This is a genomic window from Geothrix oryzisoli (assembly GCF_022808865.1).
Lineage (GTDB): Bacteria > Acidobacteriota > Holophagae > Holophagales > Holophagaceae > Geothrix > Geothrix oryzisoli.
Genome location: NZ_JAKZLB010000005.1, coordinates 251035 through 277785, shown reverse-complemented (window position 1 = coordinate 277785; position 26751 = coordinate 251035). Strand labels below are relative to the sequence as shown.

The window sequence follows — 26751 nt, the reverse complement described above, 5'->3', positions numbered from 1 at the left end:
CTCCCCCGCCCCCGCCGCCGCCGCCGCCGCCGATGGCCGTGTCCGCGGGCAAGGTGGACACAACCCCCATCGATCCACGCCAGGAAGTGGTGCCTGAGCAGGCGCCCAAGGAGCTTCCGAAGCAGGATCACTCGCTCGGCGGCGTCCCCGGTGGCGTCCCCGGCGGTGTCCCCGGCGGTGTCATCGGTGGCGTGGTCGGCGGTGTGGTCGGTGGCGTCGTCGGCGGCACCGGCAAGGTGGTGGACTTCGACTTCAGCCAGATCAAGGTGAAGTACCAGCCCCCCGCCCCGCCCTATCCCCCCCTCGCCAAGATCGCCAAGATCCAGGGCACGGTGGTCGTGGAGATCGTGGTCGGCCCCGATGGCATCCCCACCTCGGCCGTCGCGAAGGAAGGTCCTCCCCAGCTGCGGCCCACGGCCGAAGCCTACGCCATGCAGTGGAAGTTCGAGCCCGCCCTCCTGAATGGCGCCCCTCAGTACGCGCGCTTCAAGCTCACCATGCCGTTCCGGCTCCGGTAGCCAGCGCCCTTTCCCACGTCCAACCCTCTCTCCTCATTCCATAAGGAAACCTCATGAACCTGCTTGCCACCCCCCTGATGCTCGGTCTTGCCGAAGGCGGCCACGACAGCTTCTCCGCCGCCGAGATCTGGCGCTCGGCGTCCATCGCCAACAAGTTCATCATTTCGGTCCTCTTCATCCTGATGGCCTACCAGATCTACGTGGCCATCGAGCGCTTCGTGACCTACGCGCAGAGCAAGCAGGCCTCCGACAAGTTCCTCAAGCTCTTCATGGACACGCTCCGCCGCGGTGACTTCGAGGCCGCCAAGCGCGCCGCGACCACCCACAACAAGAGCCACATCGCCCTGGTGCTGAAGCACGGCCTGGACATCTTCCAGTACGAGAAGCAGCTCAAGACCATGAACCCCAACCATGACGCCATCCAGCCCGTCGAGCGCGCCATCCAGCGCGGCACCGCCGAGGTGGTCGAGCTCCTCAAGAAGGGCATGAGCGGCCTGGGCACCATCGGCGCGCTGGCCCCCTTCATCGGCCTGCTCGGCACCGTGATCGGCATCATCAAGGTCTTCTCCGACCTGAAGACCAAGGGCGCCGGTGACATCAACGCCCTGGCCGGCTCCATCGGTGAGGCCCTGGCCACCACCGCCCTCGGCCTGTTCGTCGCCATCCCGGCCGTGTGGATCTACAACCTGCTGACCAACAAGCAGGACGTGGTCGTCACCAACATCAACAACGCGGCCTCCCAGATGATCGACGAGTTCATCCGCCGCGAGAGCCAGAACTAAGGAACCGCCACCCAGCCCGGGGGCGCGAGCCCCCGGGCGATTTCTGAGGAGAACACACCATGGATACAGGTGGTTCCAAGGGTGGGATGAAGTCTGACATCAACGTCACGCCGCTGGTCGACATCGTGCTGGTGCTGTTGATCATCTTCATCGTGATCACCCCTGCCGTGAACAACGCCGTGAAGCTGCCGTTGTCCAAGCACGCCCCGAAGGTGGACCAGCAGCAGGACGCGGGCCAGAAGTACCTGACCCTCATGCTGACCTCCAAGCGCAACGACAAGTACGAGGTGACCGGCCCCGGCGCCGTGCTCATCGACGACAAGGACGCCAAGGACGAGCGCTTCTTCATCAACGATGAAGGCCAGCGGCAGAAGCTCGAGGACTACATCAACCGCAACGTCTCCCAGCTGAACGACAAGCGGGTGTTCGTGAAGGCTGATGCCGACCTTCCCTTCAAATACATCAACGAACTGTTCCAGGTCTGCCGGAAGGGTGGCGCCGACGAGGCGTCCATCGTGACCAGCGAGGACAAGGACACCAAGAAGGAAGGGGGTAACTGATGGATGCCGGCGGCGCAAAAGGCAAGGCGAAAACCGATATCAACGTCACCCCGCTGATCGACATCGTGCTGGTGCTCCTCATCGTCTTCATCGTGATGGTGCCCGGCCTCAGCAAGGCCATGAAGGTGGTGGTGCCCCAGGTCGTCCAGACCAGCGCCCCCCCCAAGCCCGATCCGAACAACATCCTGATCCAGGTGGACCAGGACGGCACGATGACCCTCCAGCAGGACAAGACCGATGCTGACGGCCTCAAGGCCAAGCTGCCCGATGCCGTGATGCTGCAGCCCCTCAACTACCGGAAGGTCTTCCTGAAGGTGGATGAGGACGTCAAGTTCCAGGCCATGGTGGACGTCCTCGACGCCATCCGTGTCGCCTCGGAAACGGCCAAGAAGAAGTCCCTCGAACAGCTCGACAAGTTCCAGGGCCAGGATGGCGGCGACGTGAAAGTGGCCGTGTCCCTGAAGAAGCGCATCGTGGCCGCGCCCGTCAGCTAGGCGCACCTGATCCACGAAAAGGGCCCCTCCCCGGGGCCCTTTTTCATGCCCGCCGGCGGTGCCCGAGGATGGTGCCGTAGGCCACCCCCGCCACCGTGATCAGGACCCCGGCCAGGCCGGCCCCCGTCGCGCGCTCGCCCAGCATGGGCACCGCCAGCAGATACTGGACGATCGGCAGCAGCTGGAGCCAGACCGCCGCCTCAGAGACGGACAGTGTGCCGTAGGCTTCGGACATCAGGATCTGACCCCCGAGGGCCAGCAGGCTCATGAGAACCGCCAGGCCCCAGGCCCCGAGGCCCCCGTGGAAGAGGCTGGGCCAGGGCGAGAGGGCGAACGGAACCACCACCGGCAGCCCCGCCAGGCAGAAGAAGAAGAAAATGGTCGCGGCATTCTCCGTGTGACGGGCCGCCCGGATAGCATTGGCGCTCGTGGCCGCGAAGACGGCCGCAGCCAGGGCCGCCAGTTCCCCTCTGCCGAGACCCAGGCCCAGGTGGCCCTGGCCGAGCACCATGACCACGCCCAGGGAAGCCGCCAGGATGGCCAGCCAGAGGTGGATCGTGGGGCGTTCCTTGAAGAGCGCCAGGGACATCACCACGGCGATCACGGGGAACACATTGTAGAGGATGCCCGCCTCCCCCGCCGGGATGTGGGCCAGGGCGTAGAAGTAGAGCACCACCACCGCGCCGCCGGAGAGCCCCCGCGTCACGAGCAGTCGATAATGCCTGGGGCGGTAGAGCCCCGGGATCAGGCCAAAGGCCGCGAGGCTCACCAGGGCCCCCACCACGAAGCGCAGCACGGCCAGATGGCCCGCCGTGAACCCCAGGCCCGGCAGCGTGAGCTTCCGGGCCAGAATGGCCATGAGACCGAAGCAGAACGCCGAACCGGCCAGCTCCACGCGAGCCACCAGGCGGCGGCGGGACTGGAGGGCGATCGAGGCTGGCATGCCTTCCATCCTGCCTGGAAACCCTCGGCCCGTCAGGGGTTGTAGGCCCCCTGCGGCAGGTTCAGGCCCGCGGTGTGGAAGGCGGCCGTCAGAGCCCCGCCCCGGAACGCGCCCCGGTCGGCGGCCTCCAGATGATCCAGCAGGTGGGACAGGTTGGCGCCGCTGGGTACCGCGGGGACGCCCAGATCCGAAGCCAGGCCCGTGAGCGTCAGGTCGTCCAGGAAGGTGCCCTCCTCCCGCACCACCACTCCGCGCAGGGTGTACTGGTCCGTGGGGCCCGTATGCGTGCGCAGGCTGGCTGACGGCACCACTACCGCGTCCACCCAGTCGGGCTTGCCACCCTTGGCGTCCCGGTCCGCGTGCGCCGCGTACTTCAGGTCCTCGCCGCAAAGCAGCCCCGCCACGGTCACGCTGTCCCCGAAGCTGAAGTTCCGGGCCGGCACCACGCGCAACTGGCTCCCCACGGCGCGGTTCAGCTCGGCAGCCACCCGCGACAGCGTGGGCGCGAAGCTCGAGCCCGTCAGCAGGAGGACCCGCCGCCCCGCGAATCCCCGCGCCCGGGGGCTCTTGATGAACCGGCGGCTGTGTTCGAGGAAGCGGCGCACCAGCCCCACGCCATTCTCCAGCTGGGCCCAGGAGCGGGAATAGAAGGCCCGGCCCGGCACTTCGATGCCCGCCCGGGTGAACCACTCGTCCGCCAGCAGCAGCCATGGCTCGCCGTCGTTGGCCTTGGCGTACCGTCGCACCTCGGGGGTCCAGCGGGCCACCCAATCCCGGGCAAAGGCTGCGTCCACATCCTGCACCGAAGGCAGGTTCTCCCGGTGGCTCGTGAGCCCCACAGGCACGCAGGAGAGGCTCAGCACGCTGCCCCGCCCCGCCTTGCGACGGGCCCATAGGTCATCCACGGTCTGCTGCCAGATGGCCCCGTCGTTGAGCCCCGGCGCCACCACGGCCTGCGTGTGGACATCGATGCCGCCCTCCAGCAGCCGGTCGATCTTGCGGAGGATGTGGCCTTCCCGCGGATTGCCCACCACCTTGATGCGGGCCGCGGGATCCGTGGCGTGCACCGAGACGTGGATGGGGCTCAGCCGTTCGCGCACGATGCGGTCCAGTTCCGCCTCGTCGCTGCTGGAAAGCGTCGTGAAGTGGCCGTAGAGGAAGGAGAGGCGCACGTCCTCGTCCTTGAGGTAGAGCGACTTCCGGAAGCCCTTGGGCATCTGGTGGACGAAGCAGAACACGCAGTTCTGCTTGCAGACCTTCACCTCGTCCTGGGCCAGGTCCACCCCGATGCCCTCGCCGCCGTTTTCGACGAAAGCCTTGAAGGTGCTGCCGTCCGGCCTCTGGACGACCAGCTCCGCCTCGTCCTCGCGGGTGATGAGGAACTGGTAGTTGAGCTGATCCAGGACCGCCTCGCCGTGGATCTCCAGCAGCGTGTCGCCCGGGCGGATGCCAGCCTCCTCGGCCAGGCTGTCCGGTTCCACCGCGATGATCTCTACGCCTTTCTGGGCCAAAGGGACGCTCCATCCTCCGGATTCCCTGTGGTAATCCGGAGATAGATTGTCTCATTGCAAAGGGATTATGGCTTTCCCTATTCTCCGGCCCGCCAGGCTGAGGCCGCCGTGGGCTTGACGCAAGAACCAAAGAGCGAGCCCGGCTTGGCCGGGCCCGTTCGGGAAATCGGGGACGTTCGCCCAGCGGAGCGAGAACCCCCGGAAACTACTGCGCAGCCGCCTTAGCCTGCTTGCGGGCTTCCACCACCTTGTCGGCATCCCGGCCGACCAGTTCCTGCAGGTGGTGGAAGGACCAGGTGAAGGAGCCGACGCCCATGGTGAGGCTGCGGAGCTCCACGATGACGTCGCTCATCTCGGCCTGGGGGATGTAGGCGGAGACCACGTCCCAGCCCTTCCAGCCGGGCTTGGCGTCGAAACCGAGGACCTGGCCTCCGCGCCTTCCGGTCACCAGGCGCTGGGCCTTGGGCGTGTACTCGCTGGGGACGCTGATGTGGACCTCGGAGATGGGCTCCAGCAGCACAGGGTGGCAGACGGGGGCGGCCTCGGTCATGCCGATGCGGGCGGCGGTCTTGAAGGCCATGTCGGAGCTGTCCACCGTGTGGTAGCTGCCGTCCACCAGCGCCACGTGGATGTCCACGACGGGGAAGCCCAGCGGGCCGCGCTTCATCCAGTCCACCACGCCGTGCTCGATGGCACCGAAGAAGTTCTTGGGCACCACGCCGCCGACGATGCGCTCCTCGAACTGGAAACCCGTGCCCCGGGGCAATGGCTTGACCTCGAACCAGACGTCGCCGAACTGGCCGTGACCGCCGGTCTGGTGCTTGTGGCGGCCGTGCACTTTGGCGCCCTTCGTGAAGGTCTCCCGGTAGGGGACCATGGGCGGGTGCTGCTGGACATCGAGCCCGAAGCGGCTCTTGAGGCGGTCCAGCGCGCACTTCAGGTGGACCTCGCCCTGGCCCCAGAGGACACGCTCCTGGGTCTCGGCGTTCTGCTCCACCTGGAGCGAGGCGTCCTCCTCGCAGAGCTTCTGGAGGGCCAGCGAGAGCTTCACGTCATCGCCGCTCTTGGTGGTATGCAGGCTGAGGGCCAGCATGGGCTGGAGGGGCTCGGGCCAGTCCAGCGCCACCTTGGCCGCGGGAGTCAGGGCTTCGCTGGTGCGGACTTCGTCCATGCGGCCCAGGGCCACCACCTCGCCGGCCACGGCCTTCTGCTGCTTGATCTGCTGGGAGCCGAAGAGCCGGTTGATGCCGCTCACCCGGTTGCCCGCGAGGATGGCGCCGTCGGCCACTTCGCCCCGCCAGACGCGGGAGATGCTCAGCTTGCCCACGTGCTGGGCATGGACGCTCTTGAACACCTGCACCAGGGTGTCCTTGCCGTCGGGAATGCCCAGGCGCGCGGCCGTGGCATCCACCCGGGGCGCCTCGTCGCAGAGCGCCTGGAAGAGGCGGCGGACACCGGCGTCCTTGTCGGCGGAGCCGAAGAACACGGGCACCAGCAGATCGTCCCGCACGTCCTTGGCCAGATCCTCGGACACCTCCTCCAGCGGGGGCGCCACGTCGCCGAGCAGTTCCTCCATGAGGTGGTCATCGAAGTCCGCAAGCTTCTCCAGCATCAGCTGGCGGGCCTCATGCTCCTCGGGCAGCACGGATTCCGGCAGCTGTTTCAGGTCCGCATCCTTGTCGGCCTCGTACTTGTAGGCGTGCTCGCTGATGAGATCGACGTAGCCGGTGATCTGGTCGCCATCGCGGATGGGGATCTCGACCAGCACCAGGGGCCGCTCAGAGATCATCTGCAGGGCATTGAGCACGTCCTTCAGCTTCCCGGCGCTGCCGGGGGCCTCCATCTTGTTGATGAACATGACGTGTGGAATCTTGTGGTCGTCGAGGAACTTCAGGGCCGGGGCGGCCATCAGCGCGCGGGCCGGATCCGGATCGCACACCACCACCGCGATGTCCGCGGCCATGAGGGCATGGACCGATTCCTGCCGGAATTCGACGGAGCCCGGGCAGTCGATGAGCGTCCAGGTCTCGTTCTGGTAGGTGCAGGTCGCGAGGCTGGCCTCGACGCTCATCTGCCGGGCCTTCGCCTCCATGGAAGCATCGCCGATCGTGTTGCCCTCCTTGACGGAGCCCTTGCGTGGCAGGGCGCCCGCCACGAAGAGAAGGCTCTCCATCAAGGAGGTCTTTCCGGAGAGGTAGGGGCCCACGATGGCCGCTACGCGTGGAGTTGACTGAGAATTGCCGCTCACAGTGCCTCCTGATTGTGGGGTTCGGATATCGACCGCCCCAAGTGTTCCGACCTGCCTATCCGCTGGCAACCCAAAAAAATGCCGCCTCGAAAAAGGCGGCATAAGTCACAAAATGGATGAAGTTCTGTCTAGTTGCGGAGCGGTTTTCCCGTTTTCAGGATGGCGTCCATGCGGGCCTGGGTCTTCTCGTAGCTGCAGAGGCGGGCGAAGGCCTGCCGTTCCAGCTCGAGGATGCGCTCCTCGGAGATCTCCTGGACGAGGCTCACGTCCCCGCCGCACAGAATGTTGGCCAGTTCGCCCATGATGACGGCGTCGTGCTCGCTGGCCAGCCCCTGCAGCTGGAAGTCGCGGACGGCCGCCTTGAGGGCCTCGCTGCCGCCCCGGCCCGGCAGGCGCAGGGTGCGCTCCTTCACGGGCTGGAAGTCCGCGGCCATCTTGAGAACCTCCTGCTTCGCCTCGTTCAGCAGGAAGGCCTTGTTCATGACGCGGCGATCCGTCCGGCGCAGGTAGCCGTTCCGCTGGGCCTCGTCGAAGCTGGTGTTCACGTTCGCGGTGCCGATGGCCTGGAAAGCGGCCTTCACCTTGGGCATGGGGCCCAGCTCGCCCTTGGCGGCCATGGCGTCCTCCATGCGGAGGAGCATCTGGAGGCAGCCGCCACCGGCGGGAATGACGCCCACACCCACTTCCACCAGGCCGATGTACAGCTCGGCGTGGCCCACGGCCCGCTGGCAGGCCATGGTCATCTCGCAGCCGCCGCCCAGGGCCAGGTTGAAGGGCGCCGCCACAGTGGGGAAGGAGGCATAGGTCAGCATGCGACCGGCGTACTGCAGGCGCCGGGCGACCTCTTCGATCTGGTCGAACTGCTTGTCCTTGGCGGCGTTCAGCACCATCACCAGGTTGGCGCCGGCGCTGAAGTGCTGGCCCTGGTTGCCCACCACCAGGCCCTTGAAGCGGCCTGGGACGTGCTTCTGGATGGTGTCCTCCATGAGCATGATGATCCCGTCATCCAGGGCGTTCATCTTGCTGCGGAAGCTGAGGCAGGCCACATCGTCGCCCAGGTCGAAGAGCTGGCAGCTGCCGTTCTCCGCGATCACCTTGCCACGACCTTCCTCGCGCTTGAGGATGATCACGCGCTTGTCTTCGAGGATCGCATCGTAGGCGAGGGTCTTGGGGTTGAGCTGCGCCACGGGGACGCCGTGCTCCCAGCGGTAGAAGCTGGTGATGCCCTTGGCGAGCATCTGCTCCACGAGGGGCGCGATGGGCAGGTCCTCGAACTTCATCCGGGCCACGACCCGCTCGACGCCCAGGGTGTCCCAGGTCTCGAAGGGCCCCAGTTCGAAGGCAAACCCGTTCTTGATGGCGCGATCGACGTTCAACGGACCGTCCGTCACCTCGCCCAGGCGGTTCACGGCGTAGGTGAGGTTGGGAGCGATGCAGCGCCAGGCCAGGCGACCGGCCTCCGTGTCGCTGGTGAGCAGGGTCTTCACCTTCTCCGCTGGATCGTCGATGCCCTTCAGTTCCTTCAGGATCGGCCAGTCCCGCTTCACCTGGGGGATGTACTCGCGGGTGGCGGGATCCAGGGCCAGGAAGGACTTCTTGCCCTTGGCGTCCTTCGGCCCCTTCTTGAAGAAACCCTGCTTCGTCTTGTTGCCCAGCAGCTTGTTGTCCAGCATGTACTGGAGGAACTCGGGGAACTTGAAGACCTCGCGCACTTCGTCGTTGGGGCACAGGTCATAGACGTTCTTCGCCGTGGCGGCGAGGATGTCCACACCGGCGAGGTCCGCCGTCCGGAAAGCCGCGCTCTTGGCCCGGGCGGCCGCATCGCCCAGCACCGAATCCAGCACCTCGAAGGGGATCTTCTCGGCCAGGGCCATCTGCAAGGTGGCCATGATGCTGTGGATGCCGATGCGGTTGCCGATGAAGGTCGGGCTGTCGTAGGCCGGCACGACTTCCTTGCCGAGGCTCTCCTCCAGCCAGGTGCGGAAGGCCTGGGCCTCCTGCTCGTCCACCTCGGGGCCCTTCACGAACTCGAGCAGGCGCAGGTACCGCACGGGGTTGAAGAAATGGGTGATGACGAAGTGCTTCCGGAAGGCATCGCTGCGGCCCTCCACGAGCAGCTTCAGGGGGATGCCCGAGGTGTTCGAGCTGACCCATGCGCCGGCCTTGAGCATGGGCTCCAGGCGCCCGTACAGCTCGCGCTTGATGGCGAGGTCTTCCTTCACCACTTCCACGACCCAGTCGCAGTCCGCCAGGCGGTCGAGGTGGTCCCGCAGGTTGCCCGGCCGGATCTTCTTGAGGTACGAGGCATGCATGGCCAGGGCCGGCTTGGACTTCGCCAGCGCAGCCAGGGCGCCTTCCGCCAGCTTGTCCGGCGCCGCCTCGTCGATGACGATGTCCAGCAGTTCCACCTGGCAGCCCGCCGACGCCACATGCGCCGCAATGCCCGAGCCCATCACGCCCGAACCGAGAATGCCGATCTTCTTGATGTTCATGTCCAACCTCCTGATGTCGATTCGCGTGGTTGGATCAGAGCTTCTCGATGATGGACGCGATGCCCTGGCCGCCGCCGATGCACATGGTGGCAATGCCGTACTTGCCGCCGTCGGTCTCGAGGCGGTTCAGCAGGGTGGTCAGGATGCGCGCGCCGCTGGCGCCGAGGGGGTGGCCCACGGCGATGGCGCCGCCCCAGGCGTTCACCTTCGCCATGTCGTAGCCACCCTCGCGGATGACGGCCAGGCTCTGGGCGGCGAAGGCCTCGTTCAGCTCCATGGCGTCGATCTGATCCAGCTTGAAGCCGAAGCGGTCCAGCGCCTTCTTCACGGCGGGCACGGGGCCGATGCCCATGCGGTCGGGCTCCACGCCGGCCACGGCACCGCCGATGATGCGGGCCCGGGCCTTCAGGCCCAGGGACTTGGCCAACCCCTCTTCCATGACGAGCAGGAAGGCCGCGCCGTCCGTGACGGGAGAGCTGTTGCCGGCGGTGACGCAGCCATCGACCATGAACGCGGCCTTCAGCTCGCCGAGCTTCTCCAGGCTGGTGTCGGCCCGCACGCACTCGTCCTGCTGCAGGGTGACGGGCTTGCCATCCAGGCCCTTGGCCTCGAAGCGCACCACTTCCCGCTCGAACTTTCCGGCCTTCCAGGCCGCCGCCGCCTTCTGGTGGCTCTGGTAGGCGAACTCGTCCTGCTCCTTGCGCGAGATCTTGTATTCCTTGGCCAGGTTCTCGGCCGTGATGCCCATGGAGCAGTAGGCGGCAGGGTAGTGTTCGCTGATGTAGGGGTCCAGGCTGGGGTTGAAGCCCATCATGGGCACCTTGGACATGCTCTCCACGCCGCCGGCGAGGAAGAGGTCGCCCTGGTTGGTCATGATGGCCCGGGCGGCCATGAGCATGGCCTCCTGGCTGCTGCCGCAGAAGCGGTTGATCGTGGCGGCCCCCGCGGTGATGGGCAGGCCTGCGCGGAAGCTGATCAGCCGGGCCATGTTCATGCCCTGCTCGCCTTCGGGCATGGCGCAGCCCACGAGCACGTCCTCGAGGCCCGACCAGTCCTTCAGCAGGGGCTTGAGGGCCTCGATGACCACCGAACCCAGCTGCTCGGGGCGGGTGGCGGCATAGCTGCCCTTGACGCCCCGGCCGATGGGCGTGCGCTTGGCTTCGACGATGACTGCGGATCGCATGGGTCCTCCAAGGGGAAGTGACTGGGATCTGGGTTTTGAGGAGCCTAGCACCGGCCACAGAGCCCGTAAGCACTTACCGTGGGTCATGCTGACCTACCAGGGGTCAATGCGGCATTCCGGTTCGGCCCGGTTCCAGTCAAGATGAGTGGACCTTCAGGACACCCCATGACCGCAACCTCCGCCCACTCCCTGGAACCCCTGCTTGCCGAATGCCGCAAGGTGATCGTGGGCCAGCCCCAGCTGCTCAACCGCCTGCTGGTGGCCCTGCTCTGCCGCGGCCACGTGCTGCTGGAAGGCCTGCCGGGCCTGGCGAAGACGCGCACCATCAAGACGCTGGCCTCGGCCAGCCACACCACCTTCCACCGCATCCAGTTCACGCCGGACCTGCTGCCCAGCGACGTGGTGGGCACCCTCGTCTTCGATCCCAAGCAGCTCACCTTCACGCCCAAGCGCGGCCCCATCTTCACGAACCTGCTGCTGGCGGACGAGATCAACCGCGCGCCGTCCAAAGTGCAGGCGGCCCTCCTCGAAGCCATGGAAGAGCGCCAGGTGACGCTGGGCGAAGAGAGTTTCCGCCTGCCGGATCCCTTCCTCGTCCTGGCCACGCAGAATCCCCTGGAGCAGGAGGGCACCTTCCCCCTGCCCGAAGCGCAGATGGACCGGTTCCTCTTCAAGCTCCGCGTGGACTACCCCAAGCAGGAGGACGAAGTGGAGGTCCTCCGGCGCGCGCACCTGAACGGCGACGAAGTGAACCCCGTGGTGGACGGCCCCTTCCTGCTGGCGGCGGGCCGCGAGGCCCAGAAGGTGCGCCTGGACGACGCCATCCGCACCTACATCGTGCGGCTGGTGCAGGCCACCCGGCCCGGCCACGGCAAGGTCTGGAAGGGCAAGGAACTCCTGCGCTGCGGGGCCAGCCCCCGGGCCTCGCTCTCGCTCCAGGCCTCCACCCGCGCCCTGGCCTACCTCCAGGGACGGGACCACGTGCTGCCCCAGGATGTGGTGGACCTCGCGCCGGACGTGCTGCGCCACCGGCTCCTGCTGACCTTCGAAAGCGAGGCGGACGGCGCCACCACCGACCAGGTCATCGCCCAGCTGCTCCAGGCTGTGCCGCGGCCCTGACCGGGCCCCGGCCGGCCGACGGCTAGGAGGCCTGCCACCTGGGATTGAGGGCCCTGCCCCGCGCCCGGGCCTGGGCCGCGGCGGCCGGGTCGCCGACGGCTTCCCGGAACTGGGCCAGGGCCATCCAGAAGTCCGGGTCCACGGGCTTGAGGCGCCCCAGGGCCTTGGCTATGGCATTCCCCGTCTCCAGGAGGGAGGGCGGCTGGGGGCGACCCAGACGCAGCCTGAGGGCGATATGGCGCAGCCGGATCGTGCCCAGTTCCACCGGATCCTCCGAGCTGCGGTCCTGCTGGATGGGCACCAGGCCCGCCTCGTCCAGGTACGGGCCGGCCTCGCGGCCCTCCGCCAGGGCCCGGGTCGCCGCCGAGGTGAGGACATCCAGGAAGAACGGTGCCACGGTCGAGAGGGGCACGTCGGCCCTCTGGGCCCGCCGGAACGCAGCCCGGGCCTGCTCCACCACCATGGAGAGGTCGCCCCCCTTCCGGACCATGGCCCGGGCCTGGACGGCCCGGGCGATGAGAACGCCCCGGTGAAGCCCGGCATGCTGCGGCTGGAGCCTCAGACCCGCTTCATAGGCCCGGACGGCCTCCTCCGCGTCCGCGGCTGGATCCTGGCCGGAGGCCAACTCGGCCTTCGCCACGGCCTGGGCCACCCCGCCCAGGTTCGCCTGGTAGTAGGCATCTTCAGGATGGGCCTCCGCCTCGGCCCGGGCCGCCTGGAGGTAGGGCAGCACGGCGGCGCGCCGGTAGGTGCCGCCCAGGCGAGCGTGATCGATCCAGGCCAGCAGGGCGGAATTGCGGATGTTCATCAGGACGATGTGCCCGGGATCGAGGCGGAGGCCTTGGTCGGCGGTGGCCATGGCCTCCTGCAGGCGTTGCGAGGGATCCGCGCCCCGGCTCAGCAGGCGGAAACCTTCCGTGCGCAGGACCGAAGCCTGGGCCGCGAAGGCCTCGACTTCACTGGGGTCCCGCCGCAGGGCCTCCTCCGCGTCCTGCCGGGCCTGGGTCAGCCAAACCCCGGGATCGGTTTCCCTGAAGGTCAGGTACCGGGCCAGTTCCCCCCTGGCGCGGGCCCGCCAAGCCAGAGGTTCAGCGTCGGTGGGCTCCAGCGCGGCCCAGCGGTCGGCCACCGCCACCTGGGCCTGGACCGGGACTCTGGGATCCGCCCCCGACTGCCAGCCCAGCGCCACGGCCTCCTGCCAGCGCCGCAGATCCAGGCGGAGGAGGTCCACATCGCAGGGCGCCCGGAGTTCCGCCTGGGCCAGGGCCCGGCCCGCCGCCGCCAGGGCGGGCTGGGCGACCTGCTCTTCCTGGGCGGCCCGCGCCTGGGCCAGCCAAGCCTCCGCCTCCAGCCGCAGGGCCTCATAGAACCAGGGGGCCTGGGTCTGGGCCTCCCGCGCCAGCCGGACCGCCTCCTGGGGCTGTCCCTCCATCAGCATGAGCAGCCCCGTCCGGAAGGCCGGGGGTTCCAGGCTGGCCTGGGCCCCGCGCCGCAGCCAGTCGGCCGCGGGGATCCTCAGCGTCCGCTTCAGCTCCTCCAGCCGCCGCTGCCTCAGGTCCGGGTCGGGCAGCGCATAGGCCTTCCCCTGTTCGACCTGGTAGATCGCAGCCAGGGCCCGGCCCTCGGCATGGGCCGCCTCAGGCGCCCGGAACCCCAGGGCCCAGGCCCGTTCCAGCTGCAGCCGGGCCCCGGAGGGATCGTCCAGGGCGAGACGGGCCCGCCCCAGCGCGTAGGCGCCCGGTGCCTCGGCCAGGGATCCGGCGGCCTGGACCTCCCGGGACAGGGCCTCGACGCGGGCCCTCAGGTCCACCTGATCGCGGGTCAGATCCCGTGCCGGCTGGATCCGCAGGTAGCGGGCCAGGGCCTCGATGCGCTCGGCGGCCTGGGCGAAACGCTGGGCGTGGGCGGCCTGGGCCTGGGCCCGCAGCCGCTCCCGCACGGCGAACCCGCCGAAGACCACCATGGAAAGACAGACGGCGGCCGAAGTCGTCACCAGGGCCCTGCGCCGCCGGGCCCAGTGGACCAGCCGCTCCACCGGCGTCGCCGCCCGGGCCTCGATGGGCTCACCTTCGAGGATGCGCTGGAGGTCCTCCCCCAGGGCCCGGGCGGTGGCATAGCGCCGGCGCGGATCCTTCTGGAGGCAGGTGTGCACCACGGTGTCGAGGTCGGCCGGGATCGTGGGTACCCGCGTCCTGACGGGCACCGGGTCGTCCTTCACGATGCGCGTCATGCAGTCGAGCCCTTCCCCTCCGAAGGGCGGATCCCCGGTCAGCAGCTCGTAGAGGGTGGCGCCCAGGGAATAGACATCCGTGCGGCGGTCCAGCAGGGCCGCCTTCCCGCGCGCCTGCTCGGGGGACATGTAGCTGACCGTGCCCATCACCTGGCCGGTTTCCGTGAATCGGCCGCCCTCGAGGCCCCGGGCCAGCCCGAAATCGAGCACGCAGGCCCGGGTGGACCCATCCTCCAGCCGCTCCACCATGAGGTTGGCCGGGTTCAGGTCCCGGTGGATGAGGCCCACGCGGTGGGCGGCATGGACGCCTTCGCAGACCTCCGTCATGAGCCGCAGCAGCGCCTCCAGCGACAATGCGGGCGCGGCCCTCCGGAGGGTCTCCCCATTGATGAACTGCATCACGATGTAGGGCTGGCCGCGCCACTCGCCCACCTCATGCACCCGGCAGACGTTCGGATGGTCCACCCGGGCCTGGAGCTGGGCCTCCTGGACGAACCGCTGGAGGAGCGCCGGATCGCCCCGCCGGAGGAGCTTCAGCGCCACCACCCGGCGGAGGCGGGAGTCCGTGGCCCGGAAGACCCGGCCCATGCCCCCTTCGCCGATCAGCTCCAGGGACTCGAACCGCCCCCACCGGTCGAGGGTCCGGGCCCGGAAGACCCCGCTCTGCCGGGGCCTGGCCGGAGGCATGGACGCCTCTGGACCGGGTCCCGATGGATCGGTCCGGGGCCCTGCGCCCGTCGCCGGTCCATCGGGCACCCCGGGTCCCTGCGCGGTGATCTCCATGGACCAGTGGTCCGCCTCCGCCGCCTCCAGGTCGGCCAGTTCCTGCTCCAGCAGGCGGCGATCCCCCTCGCCCAGGCGCCCCGAGGCCACCAGGTCCTCCAGCTGGCCGCTGATGTCACCGGGTTCGAGGAAGCCGCGGGCCACGGCCAAGGCCAGCACCCGCTCCTCAGCGGTGGCCATGGCTGCCCTTCCGCACGATTCCGCTCCTCGATGAACCGTTCATGGTGCCCCCTTTGAGTCCGCAGGTGAAGCGCTTCCCGTGTTGACCGGGGCGGGGCCGGGGGTCAGACTGGCCATGGCCCTGGCGCCGGAAAGGAGGTTCGATGGGACGACAATCCGACCTTTCCGAACCTCCGTCGTGTCGCGCCGCCCGCTGAGGCGGCCCTCCCGCGTTTTACCGGCTCCCCTGAATCCGCCCCCTGAACGGGATGGCGGCGCGCCCAGCAGCGCCCCATCCGCTCCTCCGGACCGGCCATGATCCACCGCTTGCTCGACACCGTCTGGGGCCAGGCCACGGCCCTCATGTACCCCATCAAGCGCCGCCGCTGGGTGGACCTCCTGGTCCTCCTGGCAGGCTGCGCCATCCTCTACGGCCTGGTGGTCATGGGACGGCAGTGGACCGGCCAGCACCGTCCCATGGTGGAGATCGACCTCTCCCCCCTCGCCCTGCCCAAGTACACCTTCTTCTCCATGATGCGCGGCCTGGCGGCCTACATCTGCAGCCTCGCCTTCACCCTGGTCTACGCCTTCTGGGCGGCCAAGGACCGCCGCGCCGAGAAGCTGCTGATCCCCCTGCTGGACATCCTCCAGAGCATCCCCGTGCTGGGGTTCATGCCCGGCCTGGTGCTGGCCCTGGTGGCCATGTTCCCCCACAGCAACCTGGGGCTTGAGCTGGCCGCGGTGGTGATGATCTTCACGGGGCAGGCCTGGAACATGACCTTCAGCCTGTACCACTCGCTGAAATCCGTGCCCCAGGACATGCAGGAGTCCGCCACGGTCTACGGCTTCAGCTGGTGGCAGCGCTTCAAGTGGGTGGAGCTGCCCTACGGCACCACGGGGCTGGTCTGGAACAGCATGATGAGCATGGCCGGCGGCTGGTTCTTCCTCATGATCACCGAGGCCTTCAAGCTCGGCGACAAGGACTTCCGCCTGCCGGGCCTCGGCTCCTACATGAGCGTGGCGGTGGAGCAGGGCAACGTGCCCGCGATGGTCTACGCCATCCTCGCCATGGTCATCATGATCGTCTTCCTGGATCAGGTGCTCTGGCGCCCGGTGGTGGTCTGGGCCCAGCGCTTCCGGGTGGAGGAGACCAGCCAGGCCGAGGCACCCCGGAGCTGGCTGCTGAAGCTGATCCGCCGGTCCAGGCTCATCCGCTGGCTGGAGGCCCGCCGCGCCCACCTGGTGCGGGGCGTCTATCCGCCGATGCCCCTGCCCGCGGGCCGGCCTGAACGGCGCATGTCCCCGCGCCTGCGCGGGGGACGGTGGGTCGCCAACGTGGCGCTGGCGGTGCTGGCCGCCCTGTCGGTCCTCTCCGCCTTCAAGCTCTTCGGCTTCCTGCACACGATTCCGGCCATGCGCTGGTGGGATCTGCTGAAGGCCGGGGGCCTCACCCTCTCCCGAGTGCTCATCTCCACACTCATCGGCACCCTCTGGGCCGTTCCCGCCGGCCTGGCCATCGGCCTGTCGCCCCGCCTGTCGAAGATCCTCCAGCCCGTGGTCCAGGTGGCCGCCTCCTTCCCCGCGCCCATGCTCTTCCCCGTGGTCATCGCCGCGCTGGCCACCTTTGGCGTGGGCCTGAACTACGGCTGCATCCTGCTCATGCTCCTGGGCACGCAGTGGTACATCCTCTTCAACGTCATTGCGGGCGCCATGGCCATTCCCGGCGACCTCCGGGAGGCGGCCACCAGCTTCCGCCTCTCGCGCTGGCAGCGCATGAAGGCCCTGTACCTGCCCGCGATCTTCCCCTACCTGGTGACGGGCTGGGTGACCGCGGCGGGGGGCGCCTGGAACGCCAGCATCGTGGCCGAGTACGCCGAGATCAAGGGGCAGGTGCTGAGCACCTGGGGCCTGGGCTCCACCGTCAGCGCCGCGGCCTACCACAAGGACCTGCCCATGCTGGCGGCGGGCGTGATCCTCATGTCCACGCTGGTCGTCGTCTTCAACCGACTGGTCTGGAAGCCCTGCTACAAGCTCGCGTCCACCCGCTACTCTCTGACGAAATAGGTGCGCCATGGCTGATGCTCCGATCTGCGAACTCAAGGCCGTCCAGAAGTCCTTCGACCGCGGCGGCGGCAACACGCTGCGCGTCCTGGAGGACATCAACCTCGACATCCGCCCCAACGAGGTGCTCTGCCTCATCGGGCCCTCGGGCTGCGGGAAGTCCACCATCCTCCGCATCCTCGCGGGCCTCATCGATCCCACCAAGGGCGACGTCCGCTACCACGGCTCGAAGCTGGACGCCCTGAACCCGGGCGTATCCATCGTCTTCCAGGGCTTCGCCCTCTACCCGTGGATGACCGTGGAGGAGAACGTCCGCACCGTGCTCCGCGCCAAGGGCATGCCCGAGGAGGAGGTGCGCTCCCGGGCCGACCGCGCCATCACGCTGGTGGGCCTGGAGGGCTTCGAGGAAGCCTACCCCCGCGAGCTGTCCGGCGGCATGAAGCAGCGCGTGGGCATGGCCCGCGCCCTCAGCGTGGACCCCGAGATCCTCTTCATGGACGAACCCTTCAGCCAGGTCGACGCCCTCACGGCCGAGGGTCTCCGGGCGGAGATCCTGGACATCTGGGAGGACGCCGAGCGCAACCCCTCCTCCATCCTGATGGTCAGCCACGACATCAAGGAAGTCGTCTACATGGCGGACCGCATCGCCGTGCTGTCGGCCAATCCAGGCCGGGTGCGCACCATCGTGGACAACTCCCTGCCCCGCCCCCGGGACATGCGCTCCCCCGAGTTCCTCCGGCTGGTGGATCAGCTGCACGACATCATCACCTCCACGGAGCTGCCGGACATCCAGGTGAGCACCGTGGAGCCTTCGCTGGTGCCCGACATGATCGAGCCCCTGCCGAACTCCCAGAGCACGGACATCCTCGGCCTCATGGAGTACCTCGAGACGCAGGGCGGCAGCTCGGAACTGTTCCAGGTGGTGGCCGCCACCCACGTGCCGTTCGAGAAGGTGCTCGCCTCGGTGAAGGCCGCGGAGATGCTCGATCTCGTGGATACGCCCAAGCGCATGGTGCTGCTGACGCCGCTGGGCACCCGCTTCATCCGGGCCGGCATGGAGGAGCGCAAGGAGATCTGGAAGGAGCGCCTGCTGGACCTCAAGCTCTTCCGCGTCATCCGGGACATGCTGGAGTTCCACGAGGGCAAGCTGGCGCGGGAGGAGGTCCTGGCCGAGATCCATTCCCGCCTGCCCATGGAGAATCCGGAACTGACCTTCGAGACGCTCGTCGCCTGGGGCCGCTTCGGGGAACTCTTCGCCTACCGCGAGGAGCGCGGCGTCCTCACGCCGGAGTAGCCGCGCCAGCCCCCAACCTGAGTCCGATCGGATCGCGCCATGACGAAGCGTCTGCTCCCCTTTGCCTGTCTCTGCCTGCCCGTGGCCCTGGCTGCCCAGGCCCCCGAGGCCCCCGCCCCGGAGCCCTGGTCCCTCCACGCCCAGCTCACCTATCAGCTGCAGGGCCACGGCGGGTTCACCGCTCCCTACGAGGGCGACAACAGCCTCCAGGACCGCCGGGAGGTCCGGGGGTCCTACACGACCACCTTCTTCGTCGGCCGTCGGCTGTGGGAGGGCACGGAGCTCTATACCAACGCCGAGGCCTTCGCGGGCGCCGGGGTCAGCCGGGTGCTGGGCCTCGCCGCCCCTCCGAACGGGGAGACCTACCGCGTGGACAGCACGACGCTCAAGGTGGGCCTGGCCCGGCTCTTCCTGCGCCAGACCTGGAACCTGGGCGAACCCACGGAGGCCGTGGCGGACGGCCCCAACCAGGTGGCCACCCGCCAGAGCCGCCGCCGCGTGGTGCTCACCGCCGGCAAGCTGTCGGGAACGGACATCTTCGATGCGAACACCTACAGCCATGACGCCCGCACCCAGTTCAACAACTGGAGCCTGTGGGCGAACGCGGCCTGGGACTACCCGGCCGATACGCGCGGCTACACCTGGGGCGTAGCCCTGGAGTGGCTCCACGACGACTGGGCCCTGCGGGCCGGGTCCCTCATGGAGCCGCGGGAGGCGAACCAGCTGGAGCTGGACCACGATGTCCGCCATGCGCATGGCGAGGTCATCGAGCTGGAGCACGATTACGAGCTCGGCGGCCAGAAGGGCGCCCTGCGCCTGCTCGCCTTCCAGAACCACGCGCGCATGGGCTCCTACGGGGAGGCCCTCGCGCTGGCGCCCGCGGCCCCGGACGTGACGGCCACTCGCACGCCGGGCCGGGCCAAGCACGGGTTCGGCCTCAATGCCGAGCAGGCCGTCACCCCGGACCTGGGCCTGTTCCTCCGGGCCGGCTGGAACGACGGGAAGACGGAATCCTGGGCCTTCACGGAAGTGGAGCGGACCCTGTCCATGGGCCTGTCCGCCAGCGGCAGGGCCTGGGGCCGCGGGGGCGACCGGGTCGGCCTCGGCTTCGCCGCCAACGGACTCAACCAGGACCACCGCGACTACCTGGCGGCCGGCGGGTACGGCTTCATGGTGGGCGACGGCCGCCTGGCCTATCGGGCCGAGCGCGTGCTGGACGCCTACTACGCCCTGGCCCTCGGCTCCTTCGGCTCCTTCAGCCTCGAGGTCCAGCGCTTCGAGCACCTCGCCTTCAACCGCGACCGTGGCCCGGCCACACTCTGCGGCCTGCGTCTCCACCTGCAGCTCTGACCGGAAGGCACGGCCCCGGCGATCAGGCCTTCCCGGGCGCCGTCACGGGTGGCGCGAAGGCGCAGGCGGCGATGCCTGCGAGCACCAGGAGCGTGCCCAGCCCCTGCATGGGCTTCACGGATTCCCCCAGCAGGAACCAGCCCAGGATGACCGTGGCCACGGGCTGGGTCATGAGGCCCATGGCGCCCAGGTTCGTGGACACGTGGCCCATGCCCCAGGTGATGAGCCACCAGGCCACGACCTGCACGCCCAGCCCCAGGCCCGCCAGGGCCCACCAGGCGCGGGTGGGATAGCCGGTGAAGGCCTCGCCCTGGACCAGGCCCAGCAGGCCGAAGCCCAGCCCGCACCAGAGGACCACCCAGAACAGGGCCTCCGGGGCGCTGAGCTCCTGGCGGGCGCGGCCCAGGGCCAGGGTGAAGGCGCCGTAGGCCAGGGAGGCCAGGGCTCCCAGCAGCTCGCCCAGTCCCGTACCCCAGCGCGCCCCCTTGGCCAGGCCCAGCACCAGGGCGCCGGCCAGGGCGAGGCCCACGCCCAACCAGAAGCGGCGCCGCAGCTTCGCCCCCAGCCAGAGCACGGAGACCACGGCCACCCAGATGGGTGCCAGGGTGACCAGCAGCGTGGCGTTGGCGGCGCTCGTGTGGTGCAGGGAGGAGTGCCACATCCACAGGTCGCCCACGAAGCAGAGCCCCGCCACGCCGGCCCAGAGGCGGGCGCGGCCGAGGCCGGGACGCGCGGAGGCCCGGGCCCGCCAGGCCAGCCAGGCCACAGGCGGCAGGGCGATGGCCATGCGGTAGAAGCCCACCGCCAGGGGCCCTGCGGGGGCGGCCCAGCGCACGAGCATGGCCGCGAACCCCAGGAGCGAAGCCCCGAGGATCAGGGCCGCCAGGCCTCTCGGATCCGGCGTCCCCACCGATGTTCCATCCATGGATCCAGCATCGCCGCCGGGCGGCTGGACGCGCAAGGGCTGAACGGCATCAGTTCGCCCAGCGGGAGATCTGCTCCCAGACATCCTCGTCCCGCGCGGGGCCGTTCAGCAGGATGGCGAACACCCGCACCTTCCCGTCCAGAGTCTGGAGGTAGCCGCAGAGGCTCGTGACCCGGTCGAGGTGGCCCGTCTTCACCCGCACCCGCCGGGTGAGGTTGGGATCCTTCACCTTCAGCCGCCAGGGCTCGCCTCCGATGATCTTCAACGAGGAGACGAACTCGGGGCCCACCTCGAAGTCGTGGTACGCCCCCCGCAGGATGATGGCCAGGGTGCGGGCCGACAGGCGGTTGTCCTTGCTCAGACCGGACCCGTCCGTGATCTGGATGGCCTCCGGCCCCAGGTTGAAGGCGGCCTGGTAGAAGGCCTGCACGCGCTGGACCCCGCGGGGCCAGGAGCCCGCCCCGAAGCGGCGGATGAGCATCTCGATCATGAAGTTGTTGGACCACTTGTTGATGTCCTGCACCAGGGCCCGCAGGGGCGGCGAGGTCCAGGCCGCCAGCTTCCGCGGAACCACCGGCCCGTTGCCACCGCCTTCCACGGTGATGCCCGTCTCCCGGAGGATCCGCAGGATGGTCTCCCGCGCCAGGCGGTCCGGATCGACCACGATGCGTCCGTTCTCGTCCCGGTTGAAGTCCACGGACAGGGCCCGCACGACGGGCAGGGTGTCGGCGGAGGTGTTCTCCCAACCCTGGGGCTCCGGCTGGGCGTCGAAGGCGCTCTGGTCCAGCCGGATGCTGCCGGTGACCCGCCGGACGCCCTCCTTCTTCAGCGACTGGGCCAGCATCCAGATGCGCTCGCTGGTGAAGAGGGGATCGCCGTCGCCCTTGAAGACCAGGTCCCCCTGGACCACGCCATCCCTGAGATCGCCCCACACTTCGGTCTCGATGGTGGCATCGGGTTTCAGCGATTTCAGCAGCGCGTAGGTGCTGACCACTTTCGTGGTGCTGGCGGGCACGAGGGCCACCCCGTCATCGTAGAGCTCCAGCGCCTTGCCAGTCTCGATGTCCCAGATCCCAGCGGACACGGCGATCCCGCGGGCCTCCAGGCCCCGCGCCCAGGTCCGGGCACTCTGGGCCGCCAAGGACAGGCCGGCCATCAGCATCGAGGTAATCAGGAAAAACGACCGCATGGGACCTCAGGGCTTCGGGGGAGTCGGCGTGGTTCCCCGCAGGCTGCGCAGGGTCCGTTCGTTCTCCGTGGTGGCTCCGCCCCCGAGGAGGTTCTCGTCGGCCGAGAACAGCCAGTCCTTCACCAGGGTCTTGCCCTGGTAGACGTGGATGCTGTCCTTGTCCGAGCGGCTGCGCACCCCCACGATGGGAAGCCCCTGCGTATCGCCGGAGGCTCCCGCCTGCACCTGGGTGACGAACTGCCACTCGCCGTTGCCGGTCATGGGATCCAGGTATTTCTGCCGCAGGATCCGCGGCCGGACCTTCATCACCTCGTCCAGGTCCGCAGGATAGTGCTTGGTCTGGGCGAAATAGGTCCGGAGGGCCGAGGCGATGGCCTCACCCCGGAAGATCAGCTCGGCTTCATTCTCCCGCTGGACCTCGGCGCTCAGCCGGGGACCGATCTGCATGAGCATCACGCCCATCACCACGGCCAGGGCCAGGGCCAGGGCCATGGTGAAGCCGCGCTGGGTTCGGGATGGGGGGGTGGACCGCATGGATGCTCCGGGCCTCGATTATCAGGCCCTTTCATCCTTACGTGCCAGGAGCTCGGAAAAAGCTTCCACGACCGCCGGATCGAACTGGGAACCGGCTTCGTTCCGGAGCTCCGCCAGTGCCTGGCGGAAGCCCTGGGGCCGGCGGTAGCCCTTGCCGCTGGTCATCACCTCGTAAGCCTCGATGAGCCCGATGATACGGCTCCCCATGGGGATCGCCGTCTCCCGCAGACCCTCGGGATAGCCCCGGCCGTCCCAGCGCTCGTGGTGGTGGCGGATGATGCGGATCACATCGAAGGGGAACCGCAGGTCCTTGAGGAAGATGGCCGCCAGTTCCGGGTGGTCCCGCACCTTCTTCATGTCCTCTTCGGTCAGGGTGGGCTTCGAGAGCATCTGGGGGTCCAGCAGCAACAGGCCCACATCATGGAGGATGGCGGCGATGCTGACGGCCTCCACATCCTCGGTGGGCAGGTCGAGCATCAGGGCCAGGTCCCGGGCCAGGCGCGCGGTGGCCAAGCTGTGGGGGCGCAGGCTCGGCACCCGCCCTTCGCCGGATTGCAGGATGCGGTGGCTCACGGAGAGGAAGGCGTGGTGGTACCGCTCGTGGAGGCGCGCCTCCTGGAGGTGGAGCGCCAGCACGCGGCTGAGTTGCTGGATCGCCTCGACCTCGGCGAGGGAGAAGGAGTGGTCCTCCAGGCGGAACACCATCACCAGGTCGTGGCCGCTCGGCGTCTCGTTCAGGAGCAGGGGCATGTAGGTGGCAAAGGCGCCCGTCAGGGGTGGGATCTCGGGCATCTCCGTCCGGCTGATGAGGCGCAGGTCCGGCTCCCTCACCGCGGGCAGGTGGAAGGTGGCGTGGGCCAGGATCTGCTGCTGCAGGTCCGGAGACAGGGGCAGGGTGCTGAATGCCAGGATGGGCCGGATCTCCTCGGGGTCTTCGATCCAGAGCGCCACGGCGGTGGCCGGGAGGATCTGGCTGATGAGCCCCGCGATCTCCCAGAAGAAGGCCCGCTGTTCGGGCGGCACCATGCCCTTCTTGCGCTCGGAGTTCGGGGCCGCAGGGGCCACCCAGCCGCTGAGGGAGCGATCGGCCTCCCAAGGCAGGGAAGAGTAGCCGCTCTTGCCCTCGGGGAACCCGTAGAGCCGCTCCTTCTGCGAGGGACCCGCGGACGGGACGCCCGACCTGGCGGCCTGCCCTGGCACAGCCGCGGTGCGGGCCGGAGGCAGGAGGCGCTCGGGCTCCGGGGCGAACTCCCCGATGAGGTCTGCCGCCGTGGGCAATCCCTCCGGGACCTGGCCGGGCCCGATGGGTGGCGCCTGGACCGCGGAACGCGGCCCATCGTTGAAATGGAATTCCCGCAGGGCCGCCACCAGGTCCCCGCAGATCGCCAGGGTCGGCGGCTCATCCCGTTCGGCCTCGAAGGTGCCGCCCTTGATGCGGTCCCGCTGGATGAGCAGGCCCATCCAGTCGCCCTGGAGGTAGACCGGCGTGATGAGGTAGCGGGGCCACTCGCCGCCCTGGCCGAAGGCCGAAAGCTCCGGCGACTCGGAGGCGTCGTTCACCACGTAGGTCCGCCGTGCCCGCTGGGTCCTCACGAGCAGCGGATGCCCCTCCGGGATGGACACCGGCGGGCGGGTACCCCGAGGCCATCCGTAGAAGCTCACGACCTCGAAGCCGCCCTGCCCCGGCACGCGGAGATACAGGGCGCCCTTCGTGCTGCCCACCTCCTCCATGCATCGGTAGAGCACCTGGGAGCACCGGTTGGCCAGCGCTTCACCGAGGATGAGAGGAGAAACCGCCATGGGGCGTCCAGTCCGAAGGATTCGGGTGCCCATCATGGCAGAGCCCCCGGCGGCAGATCTAGTGGCACCCCCGCAGAGGGGACGGTTTTTTACGAACCCGGTAGTTCCTGCAGCGAGGCCACCACCAGGTCCCGCTCCGCCCAGCGAGTCAGCCCCGCCAGCTGCCGGCCATGGCCGCATTCCGCCAGCGGGGCCCCCAGCGCCTTCAGCCGGGCCACCACCGCCAGCCAGTCCACGGGCAGGGCCACCGAAGCGAGGCCTTCGTCCCAGGCCGGCCCACCCGCCTCGAGCAGGCGCCCGTCGAAGTGGGAGATCAGCGGGAAGGCGGGTTTCGCGGGCGTCACCGCCGCCAGCCTGCGGGTGATCGCGGGCAGCAGGGCGGCCATGTGGGGGCCGTGCAGGGGATGCTGGACGGGCAGCAGGCCAGCCTTGAGGGCGGCGGGCCCGAGGTCCCGGACCAGAGCCTCGAGCGCGGGGACGGGGCCGGAGACCGTGAACTGGGCCTGGCCGTTGCGGTTGGACAGCACCAGGTCCGGCTGGCCCCCGAGCGCCCGGCGAAGATCCAGTTCCGGCACGCCGATCAGGAAGGCCATGCCCATGGTCCCCGCACCGAAGGTGGCCTCGCTGAGGTCCTCCACGGCGGTGATGAGGTCCAGGGTCGCCTCCAGCGGGACCACCTCGGCCGCCACCAGGGCCGAGTAGAACCCCATGCTGTGACCCGCCGCGGCCACGGGAAGGGGCATCCCCGCCCCGCGCCAGGTCCGGTAGACGCCCACGGAGTGCGCGAGCACGGCATAGGGCGCCAAGCGCTGCGAGCGCAGCAGGGCCAGCGGCCCCTCGGCCATGGCCCGCCGCAGGGGCTTCCCCGTGCGGGCCTCCGCCGCCGCCAGCGTGTCCACCCAGGCGGGATGGGCGTCCCAGCCCCGGGACATGCCCGCGGCCTCGGTGCCCTGGCCGGGAAACAGGAGGGTCGACGGGGAATCAGGCATGGAACCGAGCATACGGTGCCGGAATCCCCGCCATCCAGTAGGCTGGGGGCCATGCCCCCCCTTCCCGCACCGGCTCCGCTGCCCTGGCAGCAGGTTCCCTGGCACCAACGCCGCTCCTACTGGGAGTTGGGCGAGGCGCAGCGGCAGGATCTGCGCGGGGCCCTGGAAGCCGAGGCGGCGGATCTGGCCCGCCGCTCGGGCCCGGCCCTCGACGACTATGCGGCCCGGTCCGGCACCCTGTCGGGGCAGTTGGTGAACGGGGATGTCCTCGCGACCCTGCTGCCGACCTTGCGCCAGAACCCCACCCAGGGCTACGAAGCGCTGGAGGACCCGGCGGGGCGGGCTGCTGTGCACCTGAACGCCCTGGGGAAGCGTCTGCGGGACCGGGCCCTGGCCCATGCCCAGGGCGGGCCGGTGATCATCCTCATGGGCGGCCAGGCGACGGGGAAGACCACCAACGCACTGGCCCTGGGACCGGCCTTCGGCGCCGTGTTCGACGCCCCCCACACGGATCCCGACGGTGTGGCCTTCCTCCTGGACCGCATCCGGAGCGCGGGCAGCCACGAGGTCCATCTCGCCTACACCGACCGGGATCCCGGCGGCGCCCTCAAGGCCATGCTGGCCCGCTCCGAGCGTGAGGGCCGCTACGTGCCCCTGGACCGCATGGCCCGGGCCCACGCCTGGGCCCCCTTTACCTTCCTCGGCTTCGCGCCCCGTGCGGGCCGCTCCCTGCGGCTCTACCACCTGCGCGTGGACGACGAGGGCCCGGATCTCATGACCACGGGCCACGAAGCCATCGCCAGCGTGCGGGCCCGCCCGAAACCCGTCGATTCCGTGGTTGCCTACCAGCTCCAGACCGCTTACCTTTCTCTCCTGAGGATCCAAACCCATGACCCCCGAACCTGGTACCCGCGAGATGTTCTCGCAGGACTCAATCGAACCCTCGACCCCTGGCGCCGAAGCGAAGCCGACCATCTCCTTCGCCGATGTGTCGAAGCTGTGGCGGAACGAAGTGCCCAAGCTGATCCAGGCCCACGAGGCGGATCGGCTGGAAGTGAGGCGGAGCCTGGGCCTGGCGTAGGCGACTGAATTCGATACGCGAATGCCTATGTGGATCCGCGCGGCGGATTCACTCGTGGTAGCCCATCACCACCAGCAGGCACGGCCCCCTGGCGATGACGCTCATCCCCAGGTCCTCCGCCGTGCGGATGGCCGCGTCACTCTCGGCGCCGGGCTGCATCCAGAGGTGCTTCACGCCCGCCGCCGCAGCCTCGCGCACCACCTGCTCCGTGGCCGCGGGGGGCGTGATGATGGAGATGGCCGGCACCTTCACGGGCAGCGCCGCCAGCGAGGGGTAGGCTTTCAGCCCCTCCACCTCCGGCGCCCTGGGGTTGATGGGATAGACCTCGTGCCCGTGCTGCTGGTAGCAGCGCAGCACCTTGTTCCCGTACTTCGAGCGGTCCGTGCTGGCGCCCACCACCGCGAAGGGACCCGAGGCCAGGAAGGAGTGGATGCGGTCTTCGATGGACATGGCGGCCTCCGGGAAAAACGACTTTAACCGCGAATGGCGCGAATGGACGCGAAGAT

At 69.0% G+C, this 26751-nt stretch carries 21 protein-coding genes; 9 read left to right on the top strand and 12 right to left on the bottom strand.

Annotated elements, in window-relative coordinates:
- The 4 genes from MLE43_RS14685 to MLE43_RS14670 form a co-directional block, all read left to right on the top strand.
- Positions 1-518 (top strand): energy transducer TonB (locus MLE43_RS14685; RefSeq protein WP_243305370.1); only part of this gene is annotated, 518 nt, incomplete at its 5' end.
- 53 nt (positions 519-571) lie between these two features.
- Positions 572-1300, top strand: coding sequence for a MotA/TolQ/ExbB proton channel family protein (locus MLE43_RS14680; protein WP_243305368.1), 729 nt, complete (start codon positions 572-574; stop codon positions 1298-1300).
- Positions 1301-1386: 86 nt separating this feature from the next.
- Positions 1387-1860, top strand: a complete 474-nt coding sequence (locus MLE43_RS14675) for an ExbD/TolR family protein (RefSeq protein WP_243305366.1) — start codon at positions 1387-1389, stop codon at positions 1858-1860.
- Positions 1860-2354: an ExbD/TolR family protein gene (locus MLE43_RS14670; RefSeq protein WP_243305364.1), complete on the top strand. Its 495-nt coding sequence runs from the start codon at positions 1860-1862 to the stop codon at positions 2352-2354. The genes MLE43_RS14675 and MLE43_RS14670 overlap by 1 nt, the downstream gene beginning before the upstream one ends.
- 43 nt (positions 2355-2397) lie before the next feature.
- On the opposite strand, the gene MLE43_RS14665 is transcribed toward MLE43_RS14670, so the two are convergent.
- The 5 genes from MLE43_RS14665 to MLE43_RS14645 form a co-directional block, all read right to left on the bottom strand.
- Positions 2398-3297 carry a DMT family transporter gene (locus MLE43_RS14665; protein WP_243305362.1) on the bottom strand — a complete coding sequence of 300 codons (900 nt, stop codon included), beginning with the start codon at positions 3295-3297 and terminating at the stop codon, positions 2398-2400.
- A 32-nt stretch (positions 3298-3329) separates the two neighbouring features.
- Positions 3330-4808 (bottom strand): DUF512 domain-containing protein, encoded by a 1479-nt coding sequence (locus MLE43_RS14660; RefSeq protein WP_243305360.1) that lies wholly within the window; start codon positions 4806-4808, stop codon positions 3330-3332.
- A gap of 205 nt (positions 4809-5013) precedes the next feature.
- Positions 5014-7056, bottom strand: coding sequence for an elongation factor G (locus MLE43_RS14655; RefSeq protein WP_338029087.1), 2043 nt, complete (start codon positions 7054-7056; stop codon positions 5014-5016).
- Positions 7057-7184: 128 nt separating this feature from the next.
- The gene (locus MLE43_RS14650; RefSeq protein WP_243305358.1) at positions 7185-9548 is read right to left on the bottom strand and encodes a 3-hydroxyacyl-CoA dehydrogenase/enoyl-CoA hydratase family protein; all 2364 of its coding nucleotides are present in this window, start codon (positions 9546-9548) and stop codon (positions 7185-7187) included.
- Between the two features lie 34 nt (positions 9549-9582).
- On the bottom strand, positions 9583-10731 hold the full coding sequence (locus MLE43_RS14645; RefSeq protein WP_243305356.1) for a thiolase family protein: 1149 nt from the start codon (positions 10729-10731) through the stop codon (positions 9583-9585).
- Between the two features lie 165 nt (positions 10732-10896).
- On the opposite strand from MLE43_RS14645, the gene MLE43_RS14640 reads away from it, so the two are divergent.
- Positions 10897-11850 (top strand): AAA family ATPase, encoded by a 954-nt coding sequence (locus tag MLE43_RS14640; RefSeq protein ID WP_243305354.1) that lies wholly within the window; start codon positions 10897-10899, stop codon positions 11848-11850.
- Between the two features lie 22 nt (positions 11851-11872).
- Here MLE43_RS14640 and MLE43_RS14960 read toward each other — a convergent pair whose 3' ends face one another.
- The gene (locus MLE43_RS14960; protein WP_275976256.1) at positions 11873-15043 is read right to left on the bottom strand and encodes a serine/threonine-protein kinase; all 3171 of its coding nucleotides are present in this window, start codon (positions 15041-15043) and stop codon (positions 11873-11875) included.
- A gap of 294 nt (positions 15044-15337) precedes the next feature.
- Between MLE43_RS14960 and MLE43_RS14630 the strand changes: the two genes are divergently transcribed.
- From MLE43_RS14630 to MLE43_RS14620, 3 genes are read left to right on the top strand one after another with little or no spacing between them, the layout of a single operon-like run.
- Positions 15338-17086 (top strand): ABC transporter permease, encoded by a 1749-nt coding sequence (locus MLE43_RS14630; protein WP_243305352.1) that lies wholly within the window; start codon positions 15338-15340, stop codon positions 17084-17086.
- A 7-nt stretch (positions 17087-17093) separates the two neighbouring features.
- On the top strand, positions 17094-18377 hold the full coding sequence (locus MLE43_RS14625) for an ABC transporter ATP-binding protein (protein WP_243305350.1): 1284 nt from the start codon (positions 17094-17096) through the stop codon (positions 18375-18377).
- A 39-nt stretch (positions 18378-18416) separates the two neighbouring features.
- Positions 18417-19727 carry a carbohydrate porin gene (locus tag MLE43_RS14620; protein WP_243305348.1) on the top strand — a complete coding sequence of 437 codons (1311 nt, stop codon included), beginning with the start codon at positions 18417-18419 and terminating at the stop codon, positions 19725-19727.
- Positions 19728-19749: 22 nt separating this feature from the next.
- Here the strand turns inward: MLE43_RS14620 and MLE43_RS14615 are convergent, their stop codons facing one another.
- From MLE43_RS14615 to MLE43_RS14595, 5 genes are all read right to left on the bottom strand, one after another.
- Complete coding sequence (locus MLE43_RS14615) at positions 19750-20652, bottom strand: DMT family transporter (RefSeq protein WP_243305346.1); 903 nt, start codon at positions 20650-20652, stop codon at positions 19750-19752.
- A gap of 49 nt (positions 20653-20701) precedes the next feature.
- The gene (locus MLE43_RS14610; protein ID WP_243305344.1) at positions 20702-21841 is read right to left on the bottom strand and encodes a D-alanyl-D-alanine carboxypeptidase/D-alanyl-D-alanine-endopeptidase; all 1140 of its coding nucleotides are present in this window, start codon (positions 21839-21841) and stop codon (positions 20702-20704) included.
- Between the two features lie 6 nt (positions 21842-21847).
- Positions 21848-22375: a type II secretion system protein gene (locus MLE43_RS14605; RefSeq protein ID WP_243305342.1), complete on the bottom strand. Its 528-nt coding sequence runs from the start codon at positions 22373-22375 to the stop codon at positions 21848-21850.
- Between the two features lie 21 nt (positions 22376-22396).
- Positions 22397-24175, bottom strand: coding sequence for an HD-GYP domain-containing protein (locus MLE43_RS14600; protein WP_243305340.1), 1779 nt, complete (start codon positions 24173-24175; stop codon positions 22397-22399).
- An 89-nt stretch (positions 24176-24264) separates the two neighbouring features.
- Entirely contained in the window at positions 24265-25164 is a 900-nt protein-coding gene (locus MLE43_RS14595; protein ID WP_243305338.1) for an ACP S-malonyltransferase, read from the bottom strand.
- Positions 25165-25215: 51 nt separating this feature from the next.
- On the opposite strand from MLE43_RS14595, the gene MLE43_RS14590 reads away from it, so the two are divergent.
- A complete protein-coding gene (locus MLE43_RS14590) occupies positions 25216-26253 on the top strand; it encodes a hypothetical protein (RefSeq protein WP_243305336.1) in 1038 nt (345 codons plus the stop codon).
- A gap of 40 nt (positions 26254-26293) precedes the next feature.
- Here MLE43_RS14590 and MLE43_RS14585 read toward each other — a convergent pair whose 3' ends face one another.
- Positions 26294-26695, bottom strand: coding sequence for a CoA-binding protein (locus tag MLE43_RS14585; RefSeq protein ID WP_243305335.1), 402 nt, complete (start codon positions 26693-26695; stop codon positions 26294-26296).
- Positions 26696-26751 lie beyond the last annotated feature (56 nt).

Bases quoted from the DNA above. Each gene is read 5' to 3' on its own strand.
- MLE43_RS14680 (WP_243305368.1), top strand. From the start codon at position 572: ATGAACCTGCTTGCCACCCCCCTGATGCTCGGTCTTGCCGAAGGCGGC.
- MLE43_RS14675 (WP_243305366.1), top strand. From the start codon at position 1,387: ATGAAGTCTGACATCAACGTCACGCCGCTGGTCGACATCGTGCTGGTG.
- MLE43_RS14670 (WP_243305364.1), top strand. From the start codon at position 1,860: ATGGATGCCGGCGGCGCAAAAGGCAAGGCGAAAACCGATATCAACGTC.
- MLE43_RS14665 (WP_243305362.1), bottom strand. From the start codon at position 3,297: ATGCCAGCCTCGATCGCCCTCCAGTCCCGCCGCCGCCTGGTGGCTCGC.
- MLE43_RS14650 (WP_243305358.1), bottom strand. From the start codon at position 9,548: ATGAACATCAAGAAGATCGGCATTCTCGGTTCGGGCGTGATGGGCTCG.
- MLE43_RS14645 (WP_243305356.1), bottom strand. From the start codon at position 10,731: ATGCGATCCGCAGTCATCGTCGAAGCCAAGCGCACGCCCATCGGCCGG.
- MLE43_RS14640 (WP_243305354.1), top strand. From the start codon at position 10,897: ATGACCGCAACCTCCGCCCACTCCCTGGAACCCCTGCTTGCCGAATGC.
- MLE43_RS14960 (WP_275976256.1), bottom strand. From the start codon at position 15,043: ATGGCCACCGCTGAGGAGCGGGTGCTGGCCTTGGCCGTGGCCCGCGGC.
- MLE43_RS14630 (WP_243305352.1), top strand. From the start codon at position 15,338: ATGATCCACCGCTTGCTCGACACCGTCTGGGGCCAGGCCACGGCCCTC.
- MLE43_RS14625 (WP_243305350.1), top strand. From the start codon at position 17,094: ATGGCTGATGCTCCGATCTGCGAACTCAAGGCCGTCCAGAAGTCCTTC.
- MLE43_RS14620 (WP_243305348.1), top strand. From the start codon at position 18,417: ATGACGAAGCGTCTGCTCCCCTTTGCCTGTCTCTGCCTGCCCGTGGCC.
- MLE43_RS14615 (WP_243305346.1), bottom strand. From the start codon at position 20,652: ATGGATGGAACATCGGTGGGGACGCCGGATCCGAGAGGCCTGGCGGCC.
- MLE43_RS14610 (WP_243305344.1), bottom strand. From the start codon at position 21,841: ATGCGGTCGTTTTTCCTGATTACCTCGATGCTGATGGCCGGCCTGTCC.
- MLE43_RS14605 (WP_243305342.1), bottom strand. From the start codon at position 22,375: ATGCGGTCCACCCCCCCATCCCGAACCCAGCGCGGCTTCACCATGGCC.
- MLE43_RS14600 (WP_243305340.1), bottom strand. From the start codon at position 24,175: ATGGCGGTTTCTCCTCTCATCCTCGGTGAAGCGCTGGCCAACCGGTGC.
- MLE43_RS14595 (WP_243305338.1), bottom strand. From the start codon at position 25,164: ATGCCTGATTCCCCGTCGACCCTCCTGTTTCCCGGCCAGGGCACCGAG.
- MLE43_RS14590 (WP_243305336.1), top strand. From the start codon at position 25,216: ATGCCCCCCCTTCCCGCACCGGCTCCGCTGCCCTGGCAGCAGGTTCCC.
- MLE43_RS14585 (WP_243305335.1), bottom strand. From the start codon at position 26,695: ATGTCCATCGAAGACCGCATCCACTCCTTCCTGGCCTCGGGTCCCTTC.